The 16,505-nt window shown below is 39.8% G+C and carries 21 protein-coding genes and 1 pseudogene; 18 read left to right on the top strand and 4 right to left on the bottom strand.

Features of this window, described 5'->3' with window-relative positions; translation table 11 throughout:
* Window positions 1–6: 6 nt before the first annotated feature.
* The 9 genes from R0K30_RS14480 to R0K30_RS14440 all read left to right on the top strand — a co-directional run bounded on the left by R0K30_RS14480 (window position 7) and on the right by R0K30_RS14440 (window position 7,075).
* Window positions 7–1,872 carry a right-handed parallel beta-helix repeat-containing protein gene (locus R0K30_RS14480; protein WP_410611397.1) on the top strand — a complete coding sequence of 622 codons (1,866 nt, stop codon included), beginning with the start codon at window positions 7–9 and terminating at the stop codon, window positions 1,870–1,872.
* An 11-nt stretch (window positions 1,873–1,883) separates the two neighbouring features.
* Window positions 1,884–3,506 carry a BppU family phage baseplate upper protein gene (locus tag R0K30_RS14475; protein WP_410611395.1) on the top strand — a complete coding sequence of 541 codons (1,623 nt, stop codon included), beginning with the start codon at window positions 1,884–1,886 and terminating at the stop codon, window positions 3,504–3,506.
* A 15-nt stretch (window positions 3,507–3,521) separates the two neighbouring features.
* The gene (locus R0K30_RS14470) at window positions 3,522–3,794 is read left to right on the top strand and encodes a hypothetical protein (RefSeq protein WP_265208112.1); all 273 of its coding nucleotides are present in this window, start codon (window positions 3,522–3,524) and stop codon (window positions 3,792–3,794) included.
* Window positions 3,791–3,937: an XkdX family protein gene (locus R0K30_RS14465; protein ID WP_106038152.1), complete on the top strand. Its 147-nt coding sequence runs from the start codon at window positions 3,791–3,793 to the stop codon at window positions 3,935–3,937. Before R0K30_RS14470 ends, R0K30_RS14465 begins: the two co-directional genes overlap by 4 nt.
* A gap of 39 nt (window positions 3,938–3,976) precedes the next feature.
* Complete coding sequence (locus R0K30_RS14460) at window positions 3,977–4,189, top strand: BhlA/UviB family holin-like peptide (RefSeq protein WP_034324986.1); 213 nt, start codon at window positions 3,977–3,979, stop codon at window positions 4,187–4,189.
* Between the two features lie 19 nt (window positions 4,190–4,208).
* Complete coding sequence (locus tag R0K30_RS14455; RefSeq protein WP_185108001.1) at window positions 4,209–4,472, top strand: phage holin; 264 nt, start codon at window positions 4,209–4,211, stop codon at window positions 4,470–4,472.
* 61 nt (window positions 4,473–4,533) lie between these two features.
* Window positions 4,534–5,334 carry a peptidoglycan recognition protein family protein gene (locus R0K30_RS14450; protein ID WP_410611391.1) on the top strand — a complete coding sequence of 267 codons (801 nt, stop codon included), beginning with the start codon at window positions 4,534–4,536 and terminating at the stop codon, window positions 5,332–5,334.
* 343 nt (window positions 5,335–5,677) lie between these two features.
* On the top strand, window positions 5,678–6,424 hold the full coding sequence (locus tag R0K30_RS14445; RefSeq protein ID WP_410611389.1) for a hypothetical protein: 747 nt from the start codon (window positions 5,678–5,680) through the stop codon (window positions 6,422–6,424).
* A gap of 18 nt (window positions 6,425–6,442) precedes the next feature.
* The gene (locus tag R0K30_RS14440) at window positions 6,443–7,075 is read left to right on the top strand and encodes a hypothetical protein (protein WP_046343290.1); all 633 of its coding nucleotides are present in this window, start codon (window positions 6,443–6,445) and stop codon (window positions 7,073–7,075) included.
* Between the two features lie 141 nt (window positions 7,076–7,216).
* Here the strand turns inward: R0K30_RS14440 and R0K30_RS14435 are convergent, their stop codons facing one another.
* Complete coding sequence (locus R0K30_RS14435; protein ID WP_410611387.1) at window positions 7,217–7,369, bottom strand: hypothetical protein; 153 nt, start codon at window positions 7,367–7,369, stop codon at window positions 7,217–7,219.
* Window positions 7,370–7,539: 170 nt separating this feature from the next.
* Between R0K30_RS14435 and rpsI the strand changes: the two are divergent.
* The 5 genes and pseudogenes from rpsI to R0K30_RS14410 all read left to right on the top strand — a co-directional run.
* Window positions 7,540–7,605 (top strand): annotated as a pseudogene (gene rpsI, locus R0K30_RS14430) (30S ribosomal protein S9); the annotation flags it as partial.
* Window positions 7,606–7,903: 298 nt separating this feature from the next.
* Window positions 7,904–8,428, top strand: coding sequence for a GNAT family N-acetyltransferase (locus R0K30_RS14425; RefSeq protein WP_410611385.1), 525 nt, complete (start codon window positions 7,904–7,906; stop codon window positions 8,426–8,428).
* Window positions 8,429–8,525: 97 nt separating this feature from the next.
* Window positions 8,526–9,272: an amidohydrolase family protein gene (locus tag R0K30_RS14420; protein WP_410611383.1), complete on the top strand. Its 747-nt coding sequence runs from the start codon at window positions 8,526–8,528 to the stop codon at window positions 9,270–9,272.
* A 31-nt stretch (window positions 9,273–9,303) separates the two neighbouring features.
* Window positions 9,304–9,777: a GNAT family N-acetyltransferase gene (locus R0K30_RS14415; RefSeq protein ID WP_249705083.1), complete on the top strand. Its 474-nt coding sequence runs from the start codon at window positions 9,304–9,306 to the stop codon at window positions 9,775–9,777.
* 109 nt (window positions 9,778–9,886) lie between these two features.
* Window positions 9,887–10,966 carry a serine hydrolase gene (locus R0K30_RS14410; RefSeq protein WP_367308366.1) on the top strand — a complete coding sequence of 360 codons (1,080 nt, stop codon included), beginning with the start codon at window positions 9,887–9,889 and terminating at the stop codon, window positions 10,964–10,966.
* 37 nt (window positions 10,967–11,003) lie between these two features.
* Here the strand turns inward: R0K30_RS14410 and R0K30_RS14405 are convergent, their stop codons facing one another.
* On the bottom strand, window positions 11,004–11,573 hold the full coding sequence (locus R0K30_RS14405; protein WP_410611380.1) for a DUF4825 domain-containing protein: 570 nt from the start codon (window positions 11,571–11,573) through the stop codon (window positions 11,004–11,006).
* Window positions 11,574–11,721: 148 nt separating this feature from the next.
* On the opposite strand from R0K30_RS14405, the gene R0K30_RS14400 reads away from it, so the two are divergent.
* From R0K30_RS14400 to R0K30_RS14390, 3 genes are all read left to right on the top strand, one after another.
* Window positions 11,722–12,165 carry a DUF2521 family protein gene (locus tag R0K30_RS14400; RefSeq protein WP_256499223.1) on the top strand — a complete coding sequence of 148 codons (444 nt, stop codon included), beginning with the start codon at window positions 11,722–11,724 and terminating at the stop codon, window positions 12,163–12,165.
* Between the two features lie 58 nt (window positions 12,166–12,223).
* Window positions 12,224–12,937 (top strand): N-acetylmuramoyl-L-alanine amidase CwlD, encoded by a 714-nt coding sequence (gene cwlD / locus R0K30_RS14395; RefSeq protein ID WP_099679383.1) that lies wholly within the window; start codon window positions 12,224–12,226, stop codon window positions 12,935–12,937.
* A 103-nt stretch (window positions 12,938–13,040) separates the two neighbouring features.
* A complete protein-coding gene (locus R0K30_RS14390) occupies window positions 13,041–14,099 on the top strand; it encodes an Mrp/NBP35 family ATP-binding protein (protein ID WP_410611377.1) in 1,059 nt (352 codons plus the stop codon).
* A 41-nt stretch (window positions 14,100–14,140) separates the two neighbouring features.
* Here the strand turns inward: R0K30_RS14390 and gerD are convergent, their stop codons facing one another.
* Window positions 14,141–14,725 (bottom strand): spore germination lipoprotein GerD, encoded by a 585-nt coding sequence (gerD, locus tag R0K30_RS14385; RefSeq protein ID WP_099728173.1) that lies wholly within the window; start codon window positions 14,723–14,725, stop codon window positions 14,141–14,143.
* Window positions 14,726–14,815: 90 nt separating this feature from the next.
* On the opposite strand from gerD, the gene R0K30_RS14380 reads away from it, so the two are divergent.
* On the top strand, window positions 14,816–15,418 hold the full coding sequence (locus R0K30_RS14380; protein WP_249705086.1) for a KinB-signaling pathway activation protein: 603 nt from the start codon (window positions 14,816–14,818) through the stop codon (window positions 15,416–15,418).
* Here the strand turns inward: R0K30_RS14380 and pdaB are convergent.
* Entirely contained in the window at window positions 15,411–16,175 is a 765-nt protein-coding gene (gene pdaB / locus R0K30_RS14375) for a polysaccharide deacetylase family sporulation protein PdaB (protein WP_249705087.1), read from the bottom strand. The two genes, R0K30_RS14380 and pdaB, sit on opposite strands and share 8 nt — an antisense overlap.
* Window positions 16,176–16,505 lie beyond the last annotated feature (330 nt).

Here is a 16,505-nt window from a genome sequence, read left to right as displayed (position 1 = left end):
GATCACATGTTTAATTTGAAGAAACAGCACACGCCTAGCCCACATTCAAAATTAATACAAGAGCTGAATGACAATGCCCGCACCACTGAAAATGCTTTGAATGAATTGAATAGAGCAGATGAGAGGCACCAACAAAGCGAGACGGCACACAAAGCCGAGCATATTACCCATCGTGGGAAAAGCGTTGGTCACTGGCTTAATAGTTTATGGGCTAGATTGATTAACTTAATTGTAAATCACGACGGTAATGACGTGAAAGAGGTCGTGGATGGTCGGGTTGCAATAGATGCCACCATTCATCCAACCTTAAACGACCGACTTGAATATGACTTTGATAGGTTGGAGCAGAAAGTGAATGACATGCTTTCAATCGTGTCTTTGCAGCCGTTTCTGAACAAATACGGCAACTTTACGAAAGCTCTTCAAACTGCACTTGATTTGTCAAAAGATCGCCCCATTTGGCTTTATATTCCCCCAGGAGGCTATACGCTGCGTGAACGGGTGAGGATTTATAAAAATACTCATATCACTTTACAGGCAGGGGCAACAATCAAGCGTGGCTTTGTAGGCAGCATGTTTGTAAATGGTGATTCAAATGAGAGTTTCACCGGGTACAAAGGGCACGGAAACTTGATCATTGACGGACAAGGAACAATTGACAGCATGGGACACGAAATCAAGCAGCAATGCTCTATTTTTGGGTTCGCTCATGCATCCGGAATTATCATGCGAGACCTAACATTGAAAAATGTTTGCGGGGGACATGCTCTTGATTGTGCGGGCAATGAAAACGTGATGATCGACAATGTGACATTCGAAGGGTTTGCGGACTATGTAGGGGACAGATGGTTTTCCGCAGCGGTTCAAGTTGATTTGATGAGATCATCCGGCAATTTTGGCGCTTTTGGCGCTTATGATCACACACCGACAAGAAACCTTACAATGCAAAATTGTACTATCCGTAAATCAGCAGAGCTTGGGGGCTATCCTAGAGCGATAGATTCACATACAAGCACTGACGGTGTTCTCTATTCGGGCATTAGATTCCTCAATAACAAGGTTTACGATTGCACAGAATGGGCAGTGTCGGGCAACAAATGGCAAGATGTGTTTGTAGACGGCAATACCTTTGAAAACTGTTCCGGCGGCGTTAGAACGTTATTGCCTGGACCAAACAGCGTTTATACACAAGATAAAAACGGAAATCAAACTGGCCGTGTTAATAAGACAAAGCGTCACACAATTACAAACAACAAATTTAAAAACATGTCGGCTGATCATGCAATCCAGGTTTACGGTCGTAAAGGCTATCAAACCATTGATCATGTGGTCATTTCAAAAAATCAAATTGACGGCACAACAAGGCACGGTATTCATGTGTCAGATGTAAAGCATTTTGTTATTGATGATAATACCCTAGAAAATGTCGGGCATCATGGCATTTTAGTTACCCGTAGCACACGGGGAAAGGTACACCACAACACAGGACGTGACATCCAGGGTAACGGCGTGCGGATCGAGGAAGGAAGTTGCGATTTTGTTTCCGTGGATGATAACACGCTAGAAGAGATCGGATTTTCGGGTATATCTGTCTCGGGTGATTCTGAATATGTACAGATAGATGAAAACACGATTATGAATGCGGGCAAGCGTGGTGATGATTACGATTTTATTTTATTTATGGATGGCGTGAAAAATAGCGCCGTTCGTAATAATACAGCAATTGGGAAAACGGGAAGGTACGGTATGTATTTAACAAGCAAATGTTCAGCTATTCAGCATTACGGCAACCGATTAAAAGGAGCCGGAAAAGTATCTGCATTAAACGATAAAAGCGTTGATCCTATTCGTACCGTTGAAAATATCACTTGAGGGGGGATATCATGACGAATCAACTTTTTAAAAATGGTGTGCTGCCTTTTGTGGTTGATGCCTATGATCAAAGCGTGTACGATTCAAAAATTGTTTTCTCAACCCAGGACATAGGCACAGCAAAGCTAATCTTTCAATTGCGTAAAGATGGCGTGCCTTTGCCTCTTTCAGCGGTTGACGGAAAACTTGTACTAAAGTTCGCAAATGGATCGAAGAACATTCGGAATATCACGCTTGTTGATAAAGTCGAAGGGATCGCCGAATACGTCCTAGATAATGACGAGATCAAGCTATATGGCAAGGTTCAAGCCTCATTAAATTTGTATTATCGAAATAGACAAGCCTTGTCAGTACATGAATTTACATTTGAGATTGATCGAAATTTAATTGACCAGGACATTGCCACAGCAGCGGAATTTTATATCGATGATTTTCAATCATTAAAAAAGCAGATTGAGCGCATGGCAGCGGAACTTGAAGCAGATATAAATAAACGAACTGACGATATGCAAGGAAACATTGATAAGATCACCAAAGAGCTTCAAGAGCAGCTTGAACATTTGAAAGAAAAACTAGGTGATCTTGAAGCGCTTGAAACAAAAGAAGGTGCAAAAGCTAAAGTAGCCGAAGCGCTTGCAGCAGCTAAAAAATATACGGAGGATTACGCAGAGACACCCGCAAAGGCTCAAGAAAAAGCAGATTCAGCCTTGAAAAAGGCGAAAGACTTTGTCTCGGGTTTTCAACAAAAGAAAATCACGGCTGATACAGGCATGCCGTTGATCTCTCTGAAAGATACATCCAAGAGCATTCTTGATGCAATTATCAATAATGGAGTAGGGCAAGGAACTTTCTACGCAATTGCCGGTTCAAAAGATTTACCGAATCAGCGCTCTTTCCGAGGTTTCTATCATATGACTGATTCCACGAACGGCGTAGCCTCTTTCGGATGGGTATATGCAACGGATTATATCAACAATATCTATACAAATTACCTTAACAATAACGTATGGAGCGGTTGGGCGAGGTTGTCTAATCACAATTTGCTATCTGAAACAGGGCAAAGCCAATTGTTGCCGAATGGTACGGACATATTAACGCTGCCGTCCGGCTACTACTATGCAGTAGGCACAAATGTCGTCAATATGCCGAGTAAAACCGATTCATCGTGGTTCAATATTTACGTTATTGACAACAGTAACAACCGTAAGTACTTTCATATTGTTAGAAGCGGCGATAATTTACATTGGTTCGGCACAGTCCATACGGACGGATCGTTCAGAGGATGGAAACGGATGCTGACGGATGATGATTCAATCAGCACATGGAATCAGGTAACGTTAGTCGCTGGAACAGTAAAACAATTTGCGGGAAACCCCCTCCAATTTTCCATACGTCAAAATGATTTACTACTTCGGGGATCGTTTGAGGGAGTCCCGGCGAATGATGCAGTCATTGCCCGTTTTACTCAAAAACCGGCATCAAAAGCTGTGTTTGTCGGTGCAACAGTAGGTTCTTATGGGTCTGCTAGATTTACATTAGAGAAAGATGGTTCTTTACGCTTTGATGGAATGTCCGCTAACGATAATTCTTTTGTAAGTAGATTTGAAATAAATGAATCTATTCCGTTGTGGTAAAGGAGGGGAAGCATCATGCACATTTATTACTATGACGAAAATTTTAAATATCAAGGCGAAGATGTAATTGATCATGACGAGCTGCCGAAAAATGCTACGGATGTAAGACCACAAGAGGGGTTGTATCTTCCCGAGTATGACGAGAAAAAAAGAGTATGGTTTGAATCAGCATCTAAAGAGTATATAGAGAGCTTGCAACCAACGCCGCAGCCGTCAAAAATAGACCTCATGGAGAAACAAGTTGCCGAGCTTTATTACTTGTTTGCATTAGGGGGTGATCCATCGTGAGTGATTTCGATTGGTTCAGTAGAATCAAAGGTTTTTATGATAGAGAATTATGGACAAAAGAAATGGTTTATAACACAGTAGCAGCGGGGAGAATCACACCCGAACAATACGAGGAAATAACAGGTGAGCCATACGAGGTATAGGCTTATTTTTTATGCTTATGGCGGGAGAAGGTGAGAGTTATGGAAATGGATTTGGCGCAGTATTTAATGACACAAGGACCCTTTGCGGTGCTTTTTTGTTGGGTGTTGTTTTATGTATTGAACACGACAAAAGAGCGTGAGAACAAGCTAAACGAACAAATTGACGCACAAAATGACGTACTAGCAAAGTTTAGTGAGAAGTATGATGTTGTCATAGAAAAACTAGACAGAATCGAAAGAAACCAAAAATAATAAGAAAAGAGGAATTAATATGAAAAACTTTGACAAAGGCACAGTGGTCCGCACGGTGCTTCTTTTTATTGCACTAATCAACCAGGCGCTAATCATGTTTGGCAAACCTGTTTTGCCGATCAGTGAAGACCAAGTCACTTCATTGGCTGACACATTGTACCTTGCCTTCTCAATGGTCTTTACGTTAGTAACAACCCTTGTCGCATGGTTCAAAAACAACTATGTGACAAGTCGAGGGAAAGCCCAAAAAGAAGCGCTGCAACAAAAAGGATTAACAAAATAAAGGGCTGCCCCAGCCAGTTCTTTTTTAATACCTAAAATAATTTTAAGGGAGTAGATGAACAATGGTAAAAATCATTCAAGACTATATTTCAAAGAGTAACCGCAACAGACCAGGCAACTATATGAAGCCTTTATATATTACAGTTCATAACACATCTAACACGTCAAAGGGCGCAGACGCAGCAAGTCACGCAGCTTTTGTTAAACGATCTAGTACAGCCGTTAGCTGGCACTACACTGTGGATGAAAATTGTATCTATCAGCATTTACCATTAAACGAAAACGGATGGCACGCAGGAGACGGCAGAGGCACGGGCAATATGAAGTCGATCGGCATTGAAATTTGTGAAAATGCAGACGGCAATTTTGAGAAGGCAGTCGAGAACGCTCAATGGTTGATTCGCCAGTTAATGCAGGATCAAGGCATTCCATTGTCAAACGTTGTTCCTCATAAAAGATGGAGTGGAAAAGAATGTCCCCGCAGGTTGCTTGATCGTTGGGACAGCTTCAAAGCCGGGATCGCAGTTGCTCACACAAATAAAAAGCCGTCTGCTAAACCAACAAAAGCAGAACCATCCAAAACAGCGGCTTCCAAGCCTTCTAAAAAGTCATATGGCTTGCCAACAGGCATTTTAAAAGTGACAAAGCCTCTTACAAAGGGATCAGCAGTAAAAGCCGTACAGCAAGCTCTAGCGGCGGTTTACTACTACCCGGAAAAAGGAGCAAAAAACAACGGTGTTGATGGCTATTACGGACCGAAAACAGCGGATGCGGTCAAACGATTCCAATTGATGCATGGGCTTGCTGCCGATGGCATTTATGGACCGAAGACTAAAGCAGCTTTAGAAAAGCTATTAAAATAAAAATCTATAGACTTTAGTCTATAGAAATGATAACAATTAAACCCCTGTCCTTAACGGATAGGGGCTTTTTTATTTGTCTTAAATTACATACTTTTTTACTAATCCACCCTTTCGGTATCAGTACGATTATTTTCCAATGCGATATTCTTTATAAATGTTTACTTCATAATCCCTCTTCAAAAAAATGAGAATAATAATATTAAAAAGTTCAAAATCCAAATAATTCTATTGTATTACAATAAAATCTTAAATTTACATTAAATATCCTCCGAAGTCTTTATTTAAATTTGAAGTAAAACTATACTAAAGGAGCTTAAAATTACATAAATAGGAGGAATATTAGGTGAAAATAACTAACAAGGTTTTAAGTTTGCTATTAATATTTTCATTGTTTGTAGGTGTTACAGGTTTTATTCCGCAAGTAAAAGCTGTCGGTCAAGACGAGGATGAGGCTTATTTAGAAGATAGTAGCATGATTATTGAGGAAGATAATGATACTGATGCTGAGGAAGAACTTGAAGAAATTCAAGGAGTCGAAGAAAATTCAGACGAAGGTACTCTAAGCGAAGAAGAATTAAAAAAAATTAAAATAACTACTAAATCTTGGGATCCATACGGGGGAACTGGTGGAGGCCGTATTGGAGGCGGTGGTGGAGGTGGTTCCATTGTACCAAAGCCAAAACCAACACCAAAACCAACAGCAAAACCTAAGCTTCCTGCAAGAGGGTTCAAAACTGGTGCAGCAGGTGAAAAATTCTTAAATGATTATGTAGGTGGAGTTGGGCATAAGGTTTATAAAAATGTTCGAGTATATGATCATAAAAAAGGAAAATGGGTAAAAGAGAAAAGGATTGTGGACGCTTATGTTCCAAAGACAAGAGTGGCACATGAATCAAAAGTTGGTTACACAAGCCTATCGAATTTTGTTAGAAAACAGATTGATAAAGATGCAGCTTTAAGAAAGGCTGGTCAAGTGGATGGAGTCAAGTGGCACTTTTTTAAAAGTGCTAAAACTGGTAAAATAGGAGCGACTAAAAATTTAAGAGAATATTTAAAGAAAAAGAAAGTTCCTTATCAATATCATGACTAATGTTTTGGAGGCTATTAAATGGATTACCCTCTAATGGAACCACCTTTCGAAGTGGGATCACACGAATTACTTTCTAAAAAAAAGGCGCAAATTCTTTTTGATTGGTTTATTGATGAAATTCCTCAAAGGATATCTGTTTTAGAAGAATTTACGAATGGCGAAGTGGATTTTAATTATACACCGGAATCTTTAATTGAGGTGTATAGCTGGTACTTATCTCAAATTGAAATATATGAGTTATCAGAAGAAGATATTGGTAGAGAACTGGAAAGTTTAAGTCAATATCCTGACTTTATTTATCAAGATGAAAAAGAACGATTACTAGCTAATCCTGTTGAAATTGGAAAAGTTGATTATGCAATAGCAATGGATATCGGTATATATTATGGGGAAACCATTAGGAGAAACTATCCGCAAGTGAAGTGGACATACTTTACTAAGCCTAAATCACATCCCTTTTTAAATAAGCCAGTATTATATTTTAATGATGCTGATGATGACATGATATCTTATGAAAGAGAACCAATTGATATGATGTTTGTTCTTAATCAAAGAATAAAAAGAGGAGAGATTACAGATCACAGTCTGTATGAACTTTATCAATACGATGTGAATGAAATTCTCGGCATCTTTGAGGATCCTGAAGATTAAATGGAAGTTGCCTTTTTTAGTTTTGTATTCTGGCACCTGGATAAGAAAGAATGGTTGAAGTGAAATTTAAAACCGCCATTCTATTTTCTCTTTTATAGCTTCCTCTCAAGATCATTCATGAAATCACCACCGTGAACTATTTTATTTGAATATCTTTTTCATTAGCTTGCCGGATGCTTTACCAGCAGCACGTCGCATGATACGTTTTCCGATAGTACCCTTTTGAACGGCATTGGCGTCACCCAGGTATTTTGATGTTTTATAAAGGACCGATCTTATTTTATTTATATTCATGTATTCACTTCCTTTTTATATTTCATTTTAACTTATTTTTTTGAAAGTGGGTGACCCACATAAACACCCACAAAAGTAAATAAAGTAAAAAAAGATTACGGAATGTGTTTTTTTAAAACATTGATATACTAGGCTTTAAACAACAATAAACAACATTGAATAATTCATTGATAAAAGAGCGTAAGAAATACGGTCTTAAAGGCGCACGTAGAGCTCCTCAGTTCTCAAAACGTTAATCAATTTTATATTGTATGGACGTTTTACAAAGGTTTGTTACAGACAAACCATATAACAAAAGCATCAGCATCTTGCTGGTGCTTTTTGATTTGTGATTTTTTATGTGATTGATATTTATTTGTCTCATCCACTTAGATACATATACAATATTTATATTAGGTCATGGAAAGTTTTCTGTTCAAAACTTTAAATTGTAATCGCTCTCTCCTTTTGGTGATAAGCATTCTAGAAATTTTTAGCCCTATCTATTTTCTTTAATTTTCAATCACGAAAAACGATTTTTATGGAGGATGTCATATGAATCTAACAACAGAAAGGTGTCTCATTCGTAGATTTACTTATGATGATTGGCAGGATGTTTATGCATATACATCTGATGCAACTGTTATGAAGTATATTCCGGAAGGCCTATTCTCTAAGGAAGATGCAAAGAAATTTGTCAAAAATAATAGTCATGAAAATGCTAAGAATTTCGCTGTCCTATTAAAAGAAGATCATACATGCATCGGACATATGGTGTTCCATCCATACTTTGGTGATCACACATATGAAATTGGGTGGGTCTTCAATCCTAAATACCAAAACAAAGGCTATGCATCTGAAGCGGCTTATTCCGTATTAAATCATGGATTTAAAATAATGAATTTACATAGGATCATCGCCACTTGTCAGCCTGAAAATATCCCTTCGTGGAGAGTGATGGAAAAATTGGGGATGAGAAGAGAGGGTTATTTTAAAAAGTGTATACCCCAAGGAAATGAGTGGTGGGATGAGTTTTACTATGCCATCTTACAACAGGAATGGCACGCAAAGAAGGATTGATAAGTTTTCATCATATGAAGTGATTCATCACCCTAAATATTCTCTGGCTTTTTAAATTGATATAATCAGGTCAACTAAGCAGAAGAGGGGCGCGGTCATGAGGATCTTTGATGCACATTTTCATATCATTGATTTTGATTTTCCCATTCAAGAAAACCAAGGATATACACCGCCGAGTTATGTGGTGAATGATTATAGAAGAGAGACGGCTGATTTGGGGATTTTAGGTGGAGCGATTGTTTCGGGGTCATTTCAGGGCTTTGATCAAGGCTATTTGTTGAAAGCGCTAGGTGAAATGGGGCCGGCTTTTTGCGGTGTGACTCAATTGCCGTTTACGGTGACCGATGATGAAATTGTTCGATTGGATCAACATGGGGTAAAGGCGCTACGTTTTAACGTGAAGCGAGGCGGTTCGGAAGATATATCAAAGCTCGATTACTTTGCCAGAAGAGTGCATGAGCTGGTGGGGTGGCATAGTGAGCTCTATATTGATTCTAAGTATCTGCCTGACATGTCATCTACGCTCGAAAAGCTGCCGTCCATTTCAATTGATCACTTAGGCTTATCGGAAGAAGGGTTGCCGCATTTGCTGCATTTGGTGGACCAAGGGGTTCGCGTGAAAGCAACGGGCTTTGGGCGTGTCGATTTAAACGTTGAACAGGCATTGACGTCTATCTATCAAACGAACCCTGATGCACTGATGTTTGGTACAGACCTTCCATCCACAAGGGCGAAGCGTCCATTTGAATACGGTGATGTTGAGTTGATTCAACAGCTTTTTGATGAAAAAGCATCTGATCAAATCTTATATAAGAACGCACATCATTGGTATTTTGGTCAATGAGTTCCACTTCATTTCATAGGAGGTGTGTTCATTGGATTTAAGTCAACTGACTTGTAGAGAAGCCACGCGGGAAGATCTTGACAAGATCGTCTTCATGCTTTCAGATGACATGTTAGGTCAAAAAAGAGAGCGTTACACTCGCCCATTATTAGAAAGCTATATGAAAGCCTTTCATTCTATAGATGCAGATCCAAATATTGAACTCATTGTTGCGTGTGATCAGGAAGAAGCAGTCGGTGTTCTCCAGTTAACCATGACGCCATTTCTTACACATCAAGGAGGTTGGAGAGCATCAATAGAAGGAGTTCGTACGGCTTCGACCCATAGAGGGAAAGGAGTCGGCACGCTGCTCATAAAATGGGCCATTCAACGTGCAAGCGACCGCGGCTGTCATATGATTCAACTGACAACAGACAAACAGAGACCAGATGCACGCCGTTTTTACGAAAAGTTGGGGTTTGAAGCTACGCATGATGGGATGAAGCTGCATCTTCTTCGTCAATAAATACACCAAAAAAGCAAAGGGATTCACAAGCCTTTGTTTTTTTGTGCCTTCATTTCAAATATTTGTTATATTTATTGTGTAAATCCTCTGTTATTTGGAAAGGAGAAACATGTTACTCAAAATCGGTCTAGTTGTCCTAAGTGTGGTCATACTTTACGTGGTCATTCAAATCTTGCTGTATAAAAGAGATATGAAGAAAACGAAGGAAGATCTTTTGACATTTGTCACAAAAAACAAAAAGGACGTATCAGTGACAATCATTGAAAATGATGATGTGGTATTAGAGTGGAATGCTGATCAAAAAACGCCACTTGCAAGTACAATGAAATTAGTGGTTTTATTTCATTTTGTCAAAGCTGTATCCAGCGGCGACATCAAGCTAGATGAAAAAGTGGCGTTGTCTGATGTAGAGCGGTTTTATATTGATAGAACAGACGGTGGTGCACACACATACTGGCTGGAGGTCAATGATTTTTCTGAGCATGTGACTTTATTAGATGTCGCCAAAGGGATGATGCAAGTCAGTTCGAATGCTTGTACGGATTATTTGATTGACCGGCTGGGCTTAGAGAAGATCAATGATCGGATGAAACAAGCAGGTCTTACAGAACATGATGAACTCATGCCAGTTACCCCAAAGCTTTTGTGGTCATCCTATGTATCTGATCATCGGCGGGATGCATTAAAGCAAATGAGCGGTGTATCCCATGAACAATACAAATCTCTGATGATTGAGATTTTTAATATCATGAAAAATGACCCAGAGCAAAAAAAGGCGTTAGAAGAAAAAATGAAGAAAAAGAACTTATTAAGCTGGCGTATTCAATCATTACTGACGCAAAAGATGACAAAGTCTACAACTAATGAATATGCACATTTTATGAAACGTCTGCATGATGAGCTGTTAACAAAAGAAGAAAAGAGTCTTTTTAGTCAAATTGTGCTGGGAGAAACATTGAAGACGGAAAAAGATCAATATCTTTGGTATAAAGGCGGTTCAACATTGTTTGTTTTCACAGCTGCTTTATATCGAAAAACGGATACATCATCGATATCCATTTCTCTTTTTATCAATGATCCGAAAGCGAATCATTCTCACTGGATTGGGGGAGTATTCAATGAATTTATGCTTACTGCAGCAGTGGATCAAAGTTTTCGACAACGATTGATTCAAGCTTTCACTACATAATCATCAAAAAAACAGAGGGAGATTCCCCTCTGTTTTATTATTTCTGCATTGGAAACGTGTTGTATACATCTTGGCGTTTTTCTTTCGACTTCACAACTCCATTTACAAGCTCCTTCTGCCAAAGTGCTGTATCGTCTTTGTACGATTTAAAAGAGTGAGGAAGCTTTTTTTCTAGCTGCTGTCTTTTGAACGTGACGGAAGGCTCGTCACTTGAGTTCATCTTGAGGGTTACCTGCTCTACGTTATCGACAAGAATAAAAAGTGCGATTGCATTGTATAAATACGTTTTTTCAATTGTGTCCTTTTGATCAAACCAGTATGCGTCAAATTGTTTTTCGGTGTAATCGGCATTCTCTTTTACTCCATATGTCACTTTTAATGCTTTTCCATCGACGATTTCAAATTCTCGAATCACGCCTCCAGGAAGGTTTGATAAAATTTCGTGAATTGCTGAGTTGTCACCAAGATACGTGTTTTTGTGCTTGGAGAGCTGTTTTAAGGATATGTCTTCTATTCCTTCGATGTCGCTCTCTTTCTCGGCGGCTTGACTGCTGCATGCGGATAGAATGACTGTCAATAGCAGCAGGATATACATCCATTTCTTCATTTATTTTTGCCCCTTTACCATTCTTTCTATAATCAAAAGCCCATTTTATCACAATTTTCCATTCAGGTTGACCACTGATTTTCCATTTACTGAACTGCATGTTTTGTTCAAAGCAACGAACAATACAAAGAAAAAAGGAGTTCAGTCCATGGCAGAAGTGCTTTCATTTTATCAATTGAAAACAAAACGAGATGTCGCGCTTGAAAAGAAGCTGTTGCGTACATTGTCTCTTCAAAAGGTGACGGCCGCTTCGGAGAAATTCACGAAGAAGCTGTTTCCGTTTGCTGATGATCCAGCCGGTATGATGAGTGACGGCTGTATTGATTTCGCAATTGAAGCTTTTTTAGCCGGTGGAAGATACGGTGAGTTAAGTAAGTACGGAGAATCGTTCGATAATATTAAGAAGCGGTCATCCCAGGAGGATGATGAGCTGATTGAGGAGTTGACTGGTTGTTTGCAATCGTGGGGAAATATGTTCCGAATGGAGCGAAAGACGTCATGTCTGTATCCATTTGCCAAAGAGTTTTTAAACATGTGGTGGCAGGAAGGTTTTCGAGAATCAGAAAAAAGACATAAGCTTCGGCTGCACTAAGCATATTTCGAGCCCTTGTCCCATATCTATAAAATAATGGCGTATGGGAGGGACAGGGATGAAAAGAAAGCTGAAGTGGACAGGGTTTTTAATTGGGTTTATTGTCCTCTTATTCTTATTCAGATTTCAATTTCTAAATGATGATTCATGGAAATCGTGGAATTTGCCTCTAAGTGGGAAGATCATCTATTTAGATCCGGGTCACGGCGGTCCAGATGGCGGGGCTGTAGGTGGAGAGCTGCTTGAAAAAGAGATTGCACTGGATGTGTCCATGAAGATACGTGACTATTTGCAGGAGCAGGGAGCGCTTGTTCTCATGACCCGGGAGGATGATTCTGATCTATCATCAAAGAATACAAAGGGATATGCCCGTAAGAAAGCGGAGGATTTGAGAAACCGTGTGAAAGCCATCAATGAGTCTGAAGCGGATCTTTATTTAAGCATTCATTTAAATGCGATTCCATCGAACAAATGGAGCGGGGCGCAAACGTTTTTTTACGGAAAGTATGAAGAGAATGAAAAGGCAGCGAAGTTCATTCAAGATGAATTGCGCAACAACCTCGAAAACACAGATCGAAAAGCGAAGCGGATTAACGGCATTTATTTAATGCAAAATGTCACGAAGCCAGGAGCCCTTGTAGAAGTCGGTTTCCTCTCTAATCCGAAGGAGGCTAGTCAGCTGGCAACACCTAAGTATCAGGATCAAATTGCTGCCTCCATTTATAAAGGAATTCTGAGATATTTAACAGAGCAAAAAGAGCCGCCTGAATAAGGGGCTTTTTCCTTTTGATCGCAGGCAAACAGGACAGACATTGTAAGGATATGTATGATATACTTGGATTGTAAACGAATTCAATAAAGGGTGAGGTTCTGCTATGATCGGACAAGATGATGTGAGAAAACTAGTTGGGAAGATGGACGAACCTTTCCTTCATATACCGCTTGGCGAGCTGGATGCCATCAAGGAAATCAGCCTAAAGCCTGAAAAAGAGCATGTAAGCTTAAAAGTGGCCATTGCTAAAACAGGCACTGCTGAGCAGATGAAGCTGCAGCAAGAAATCGTACAAGCCTTAAAAGCGGCAGGCGCTAATACAGTAGGACTTCGTTTTGAAGAACTGCCTCAGGAAACGCTTGAAAAGTTTATGCCATCACAAGATGAGGAAGAAAACCTGCTCAACTCTAAAAATCCGCCTGTATTCTTAGCGATTGCGAGTGGAAAGGGTGGCGTTGGGAAATCAACGGTTTCCGTCAACCTTGCTGTAGCACTGGCTCGTCTAGGGAAAAAAGTCGGACTGATTGATGCTGATATTTACGGCTTTAGTGTACCGGATATGATGGGGATTACCGTCAGACCAACGGTTAAAGGGGAAAAAATTATACCTGTGGAACGCTTTGGCGTCAAAGTGATTTCAATGGGCTTTTTTGTTGAAGAAAATGCACCGGTCATTTGGAGAGGGCCGATGCTTGGTAAAATGTTAAATAACTTCTTCCACGAAGTCGAGTGGGGAGAATTAGATTACTTATTATTAGATCTTCCACCTGGAACGGGAGATGTGGCGCTGGATATTCATACAATGCTTCCAAGCTGTAAGGAGATCATTGTGACAACACCCCATCCAACGGCTGCTTTCGTTGCTGCTAGAGCAGGTGCAATGGCACTGCAAACAGATCACGAGGTGCTTGGGGTCGTTGAGAATATGAGCTATTACGAAAGCAAAAAAACTGGTGAAAAAGAATATGTCTTTGGAAAAGGCGGCGGGGACAAGCTGGCTGAAGAGCTGCGTGTGTCGGTCCTTGGCCAAATTCCTTTAAGACAGCCTGATTGGAATGAAAATGATTTTGCGCCGTCTGTCTATGAGGCGAGTCATCCGACAGGAGAAGTGTATCAACACATTGCCAATCGAGTGATTGAACAATTAGCAGTAAAAGCATAATGAAAGCCCGAGTGGATCTTATGCCACTCGGGTGATGATTTTTAACTGCCGCTTCCTTGGTCTTGTGAACCGGAATCACTGCTGCTTTCAGATGCTGCCTTTTTCAGCTCATCTTCGAATTTCTTCTTATAAAGAGGGCTGCTTAATGTTTCTGTAATGACTTTTTCTAAGTGCTTTCTGAACTCTTTGCTTTTGACCAGTTCACCGTATTTCTTTTCCATCTCAGGATCCTTGAGAATATCCATCATCAGCTGTTGATAGTCAGGGTCCTTCATTAACTGTTTTAACATCTTTTCATGCTGTTGCTGCATGGATTTTGCGAAAGTCTCGGCAAATTTAGAATCCTCAAAGACCTTCTTCCAGAACTCTTTGCCTTTATCAGAAGTCAGTGTTTTCTCTATCGTTTTTTTCACAGTTTGTTCATCCATTACCAAAGCTTCATTCATTGCCTCGTCATTTAATAACTGTTGAATGGCCTTTTTACCGTCATCTGTCTTCAAAATATCGACGACCATTTTCTTTGTTTCGTCATAGTCCATATTAGATGAGGATTGGGTTTTGGGAGCACAAGCTGTTAGAGATAAAAGAAGAAAACAGCTCATTATACGCAAGATGCCTTTTGACATACTGTGGCTCCTTTCGTTACATGTCTTACTTTTAATATGAATGTTTCACGTGAATTTATACATAACAAAAATAGGGGTTGGATCAATTCAATGAAAAGTCGGGATTTAGTTCGTTTTTTCTTCTCAGTGCTAGCTGTTGGAGCGGTCATGACAAGCGTGGTAGGCTTTGCGCTGGAGTGGGGGAAGTATCAGAAGCTGTTTGTATCGTTTGAAATTCTAGAGATCGCATCTGTGTTGTTTTGGTTCATTGGTGTGGGGATGATCTTTAGTGTGATTAGTCAGATGGGATTTGTCGTCTTCTTAACTGTGCACCGGTTTGCACTTGAGATTTTCCGGTCACATTCTTTATGGAATACCATTCAGCTGTTTCTTGTGATTTTTGTACTGTTTGATTTAGCCTATTTGCGATTTCTGTTTTTCGGGGAGAATGAATCATTTCTTCCATATTTATGGCTGCCTGTCTTTATCGGTGTGTTTGCATTGATCGTGGCTTATTATAAACAGAAGCAGTCCTCTAAGAAAACATTTATTTCCGCAATGTTTCTCATGGTCGTCATCACGTCGTTAGAGTGGTTCCCGGCGCTCAGAGTCAATGAAGAGGACTGGCTGTATTTAATGCTTTTCCCGCTATTAAGCTGTAATGCGTTTCAGCTGTTAGCTATGCCGCGGTTTTCAAAGGCAAAAGCTACTTAACTTCCGTTGACTTTGTTTTTGTATTAGAGATAAGCTCGCCAACCGTGACATTCTTTAAATTCTTTTCTTTTAAGTGTTTCAAAATAGCTGGTAAGGCTTGAGCGGTTTGGGTCGCTGAATCCGAGGCGTGAAGGAGAATGATGTCTCCGCTTTTCATTCGATCATTTACATTTTGAACAATCTGGTCGACGCCCGGGTTCAGCCAATCCTGTGAGTTGATGCTGTAATGTACAACGGAATAGCCGTACTGTGTTGCAATTTTCAATACTGTTTCATTAAATTGTCCAGTTGGCGGTCTTAATAGTTGAATATCATCTAGTCCAAGCTTTTGAAAGGTATTTTGTGCCCTGACAAGATCCTGCTTGATTTCGCTTTCTTCAAGCTGGCTATAATTTTTATAAGCATAGCCAAGGCTGCCGATTTGGTGTCCGTCCTCTCTAATACGATTCACGATATCAGGATGACGTTCAGCCCAAGAAGCAGACAGAAAGAAAGTGGCGTTCTTTATACCGTACTCTCGAAGGACATTCAAAATAGGAACGGCCTTCTCATCTCCCCAGCCAATATTAAAAGTAAGAGAGGTATGTTTTGATGAAGTCTCTCCTTTATAAATCGCTCGGGGTCCATGTTCTGTTTTAAATACCGACAGCGGCGGTGCCTTTTGTACATAAAAAAAGGTTGCAGCTGCAAGGGCTGCTACAAGAATAATGACAACTTGCTTCAGCCGTTTAATAGGCAACACATATAATCGACTCAATTCAAACACTCCTGCCTTGTCCAAGATTGTTACTTGATTGTATGCAGGACAAGGGTTTGACATGCACAATAAAACTATTTCAAAAAAAGTTTTGAAAAGGCGTTGACCAATAGAATATTTTTGTGATATATTATTAATCGTCGCTGACACACAGTGACAAACACAAAACGCTTCGGGAAATAAACTTGAAAAAAGTTATTGACATAAGATGAAGCGAAATGTTATATTATTAAAGCCGCTAAGAACGGCGAAGATGATCTTTGAAAACTAAACAAGACAAAACGTACCTGTTAATTCGAGTTTTTATAAAAAAATCCTATGATACATCAT

It is taken from the genome of Bacillus sp. SIMBA_154, assembly GCF_046536015.1.
GTDB classification, from domain to species: domain Bacteria; phylum Bacillota; class Bacilli; order Bacillales; family Bacillaceae; genus Bacillus; species Bacillus pumilus_P.
Note: the sequence above shows the minus strand (reverse complement) of the source record. Positions and strands in the feature narration are given on the sequence as shown.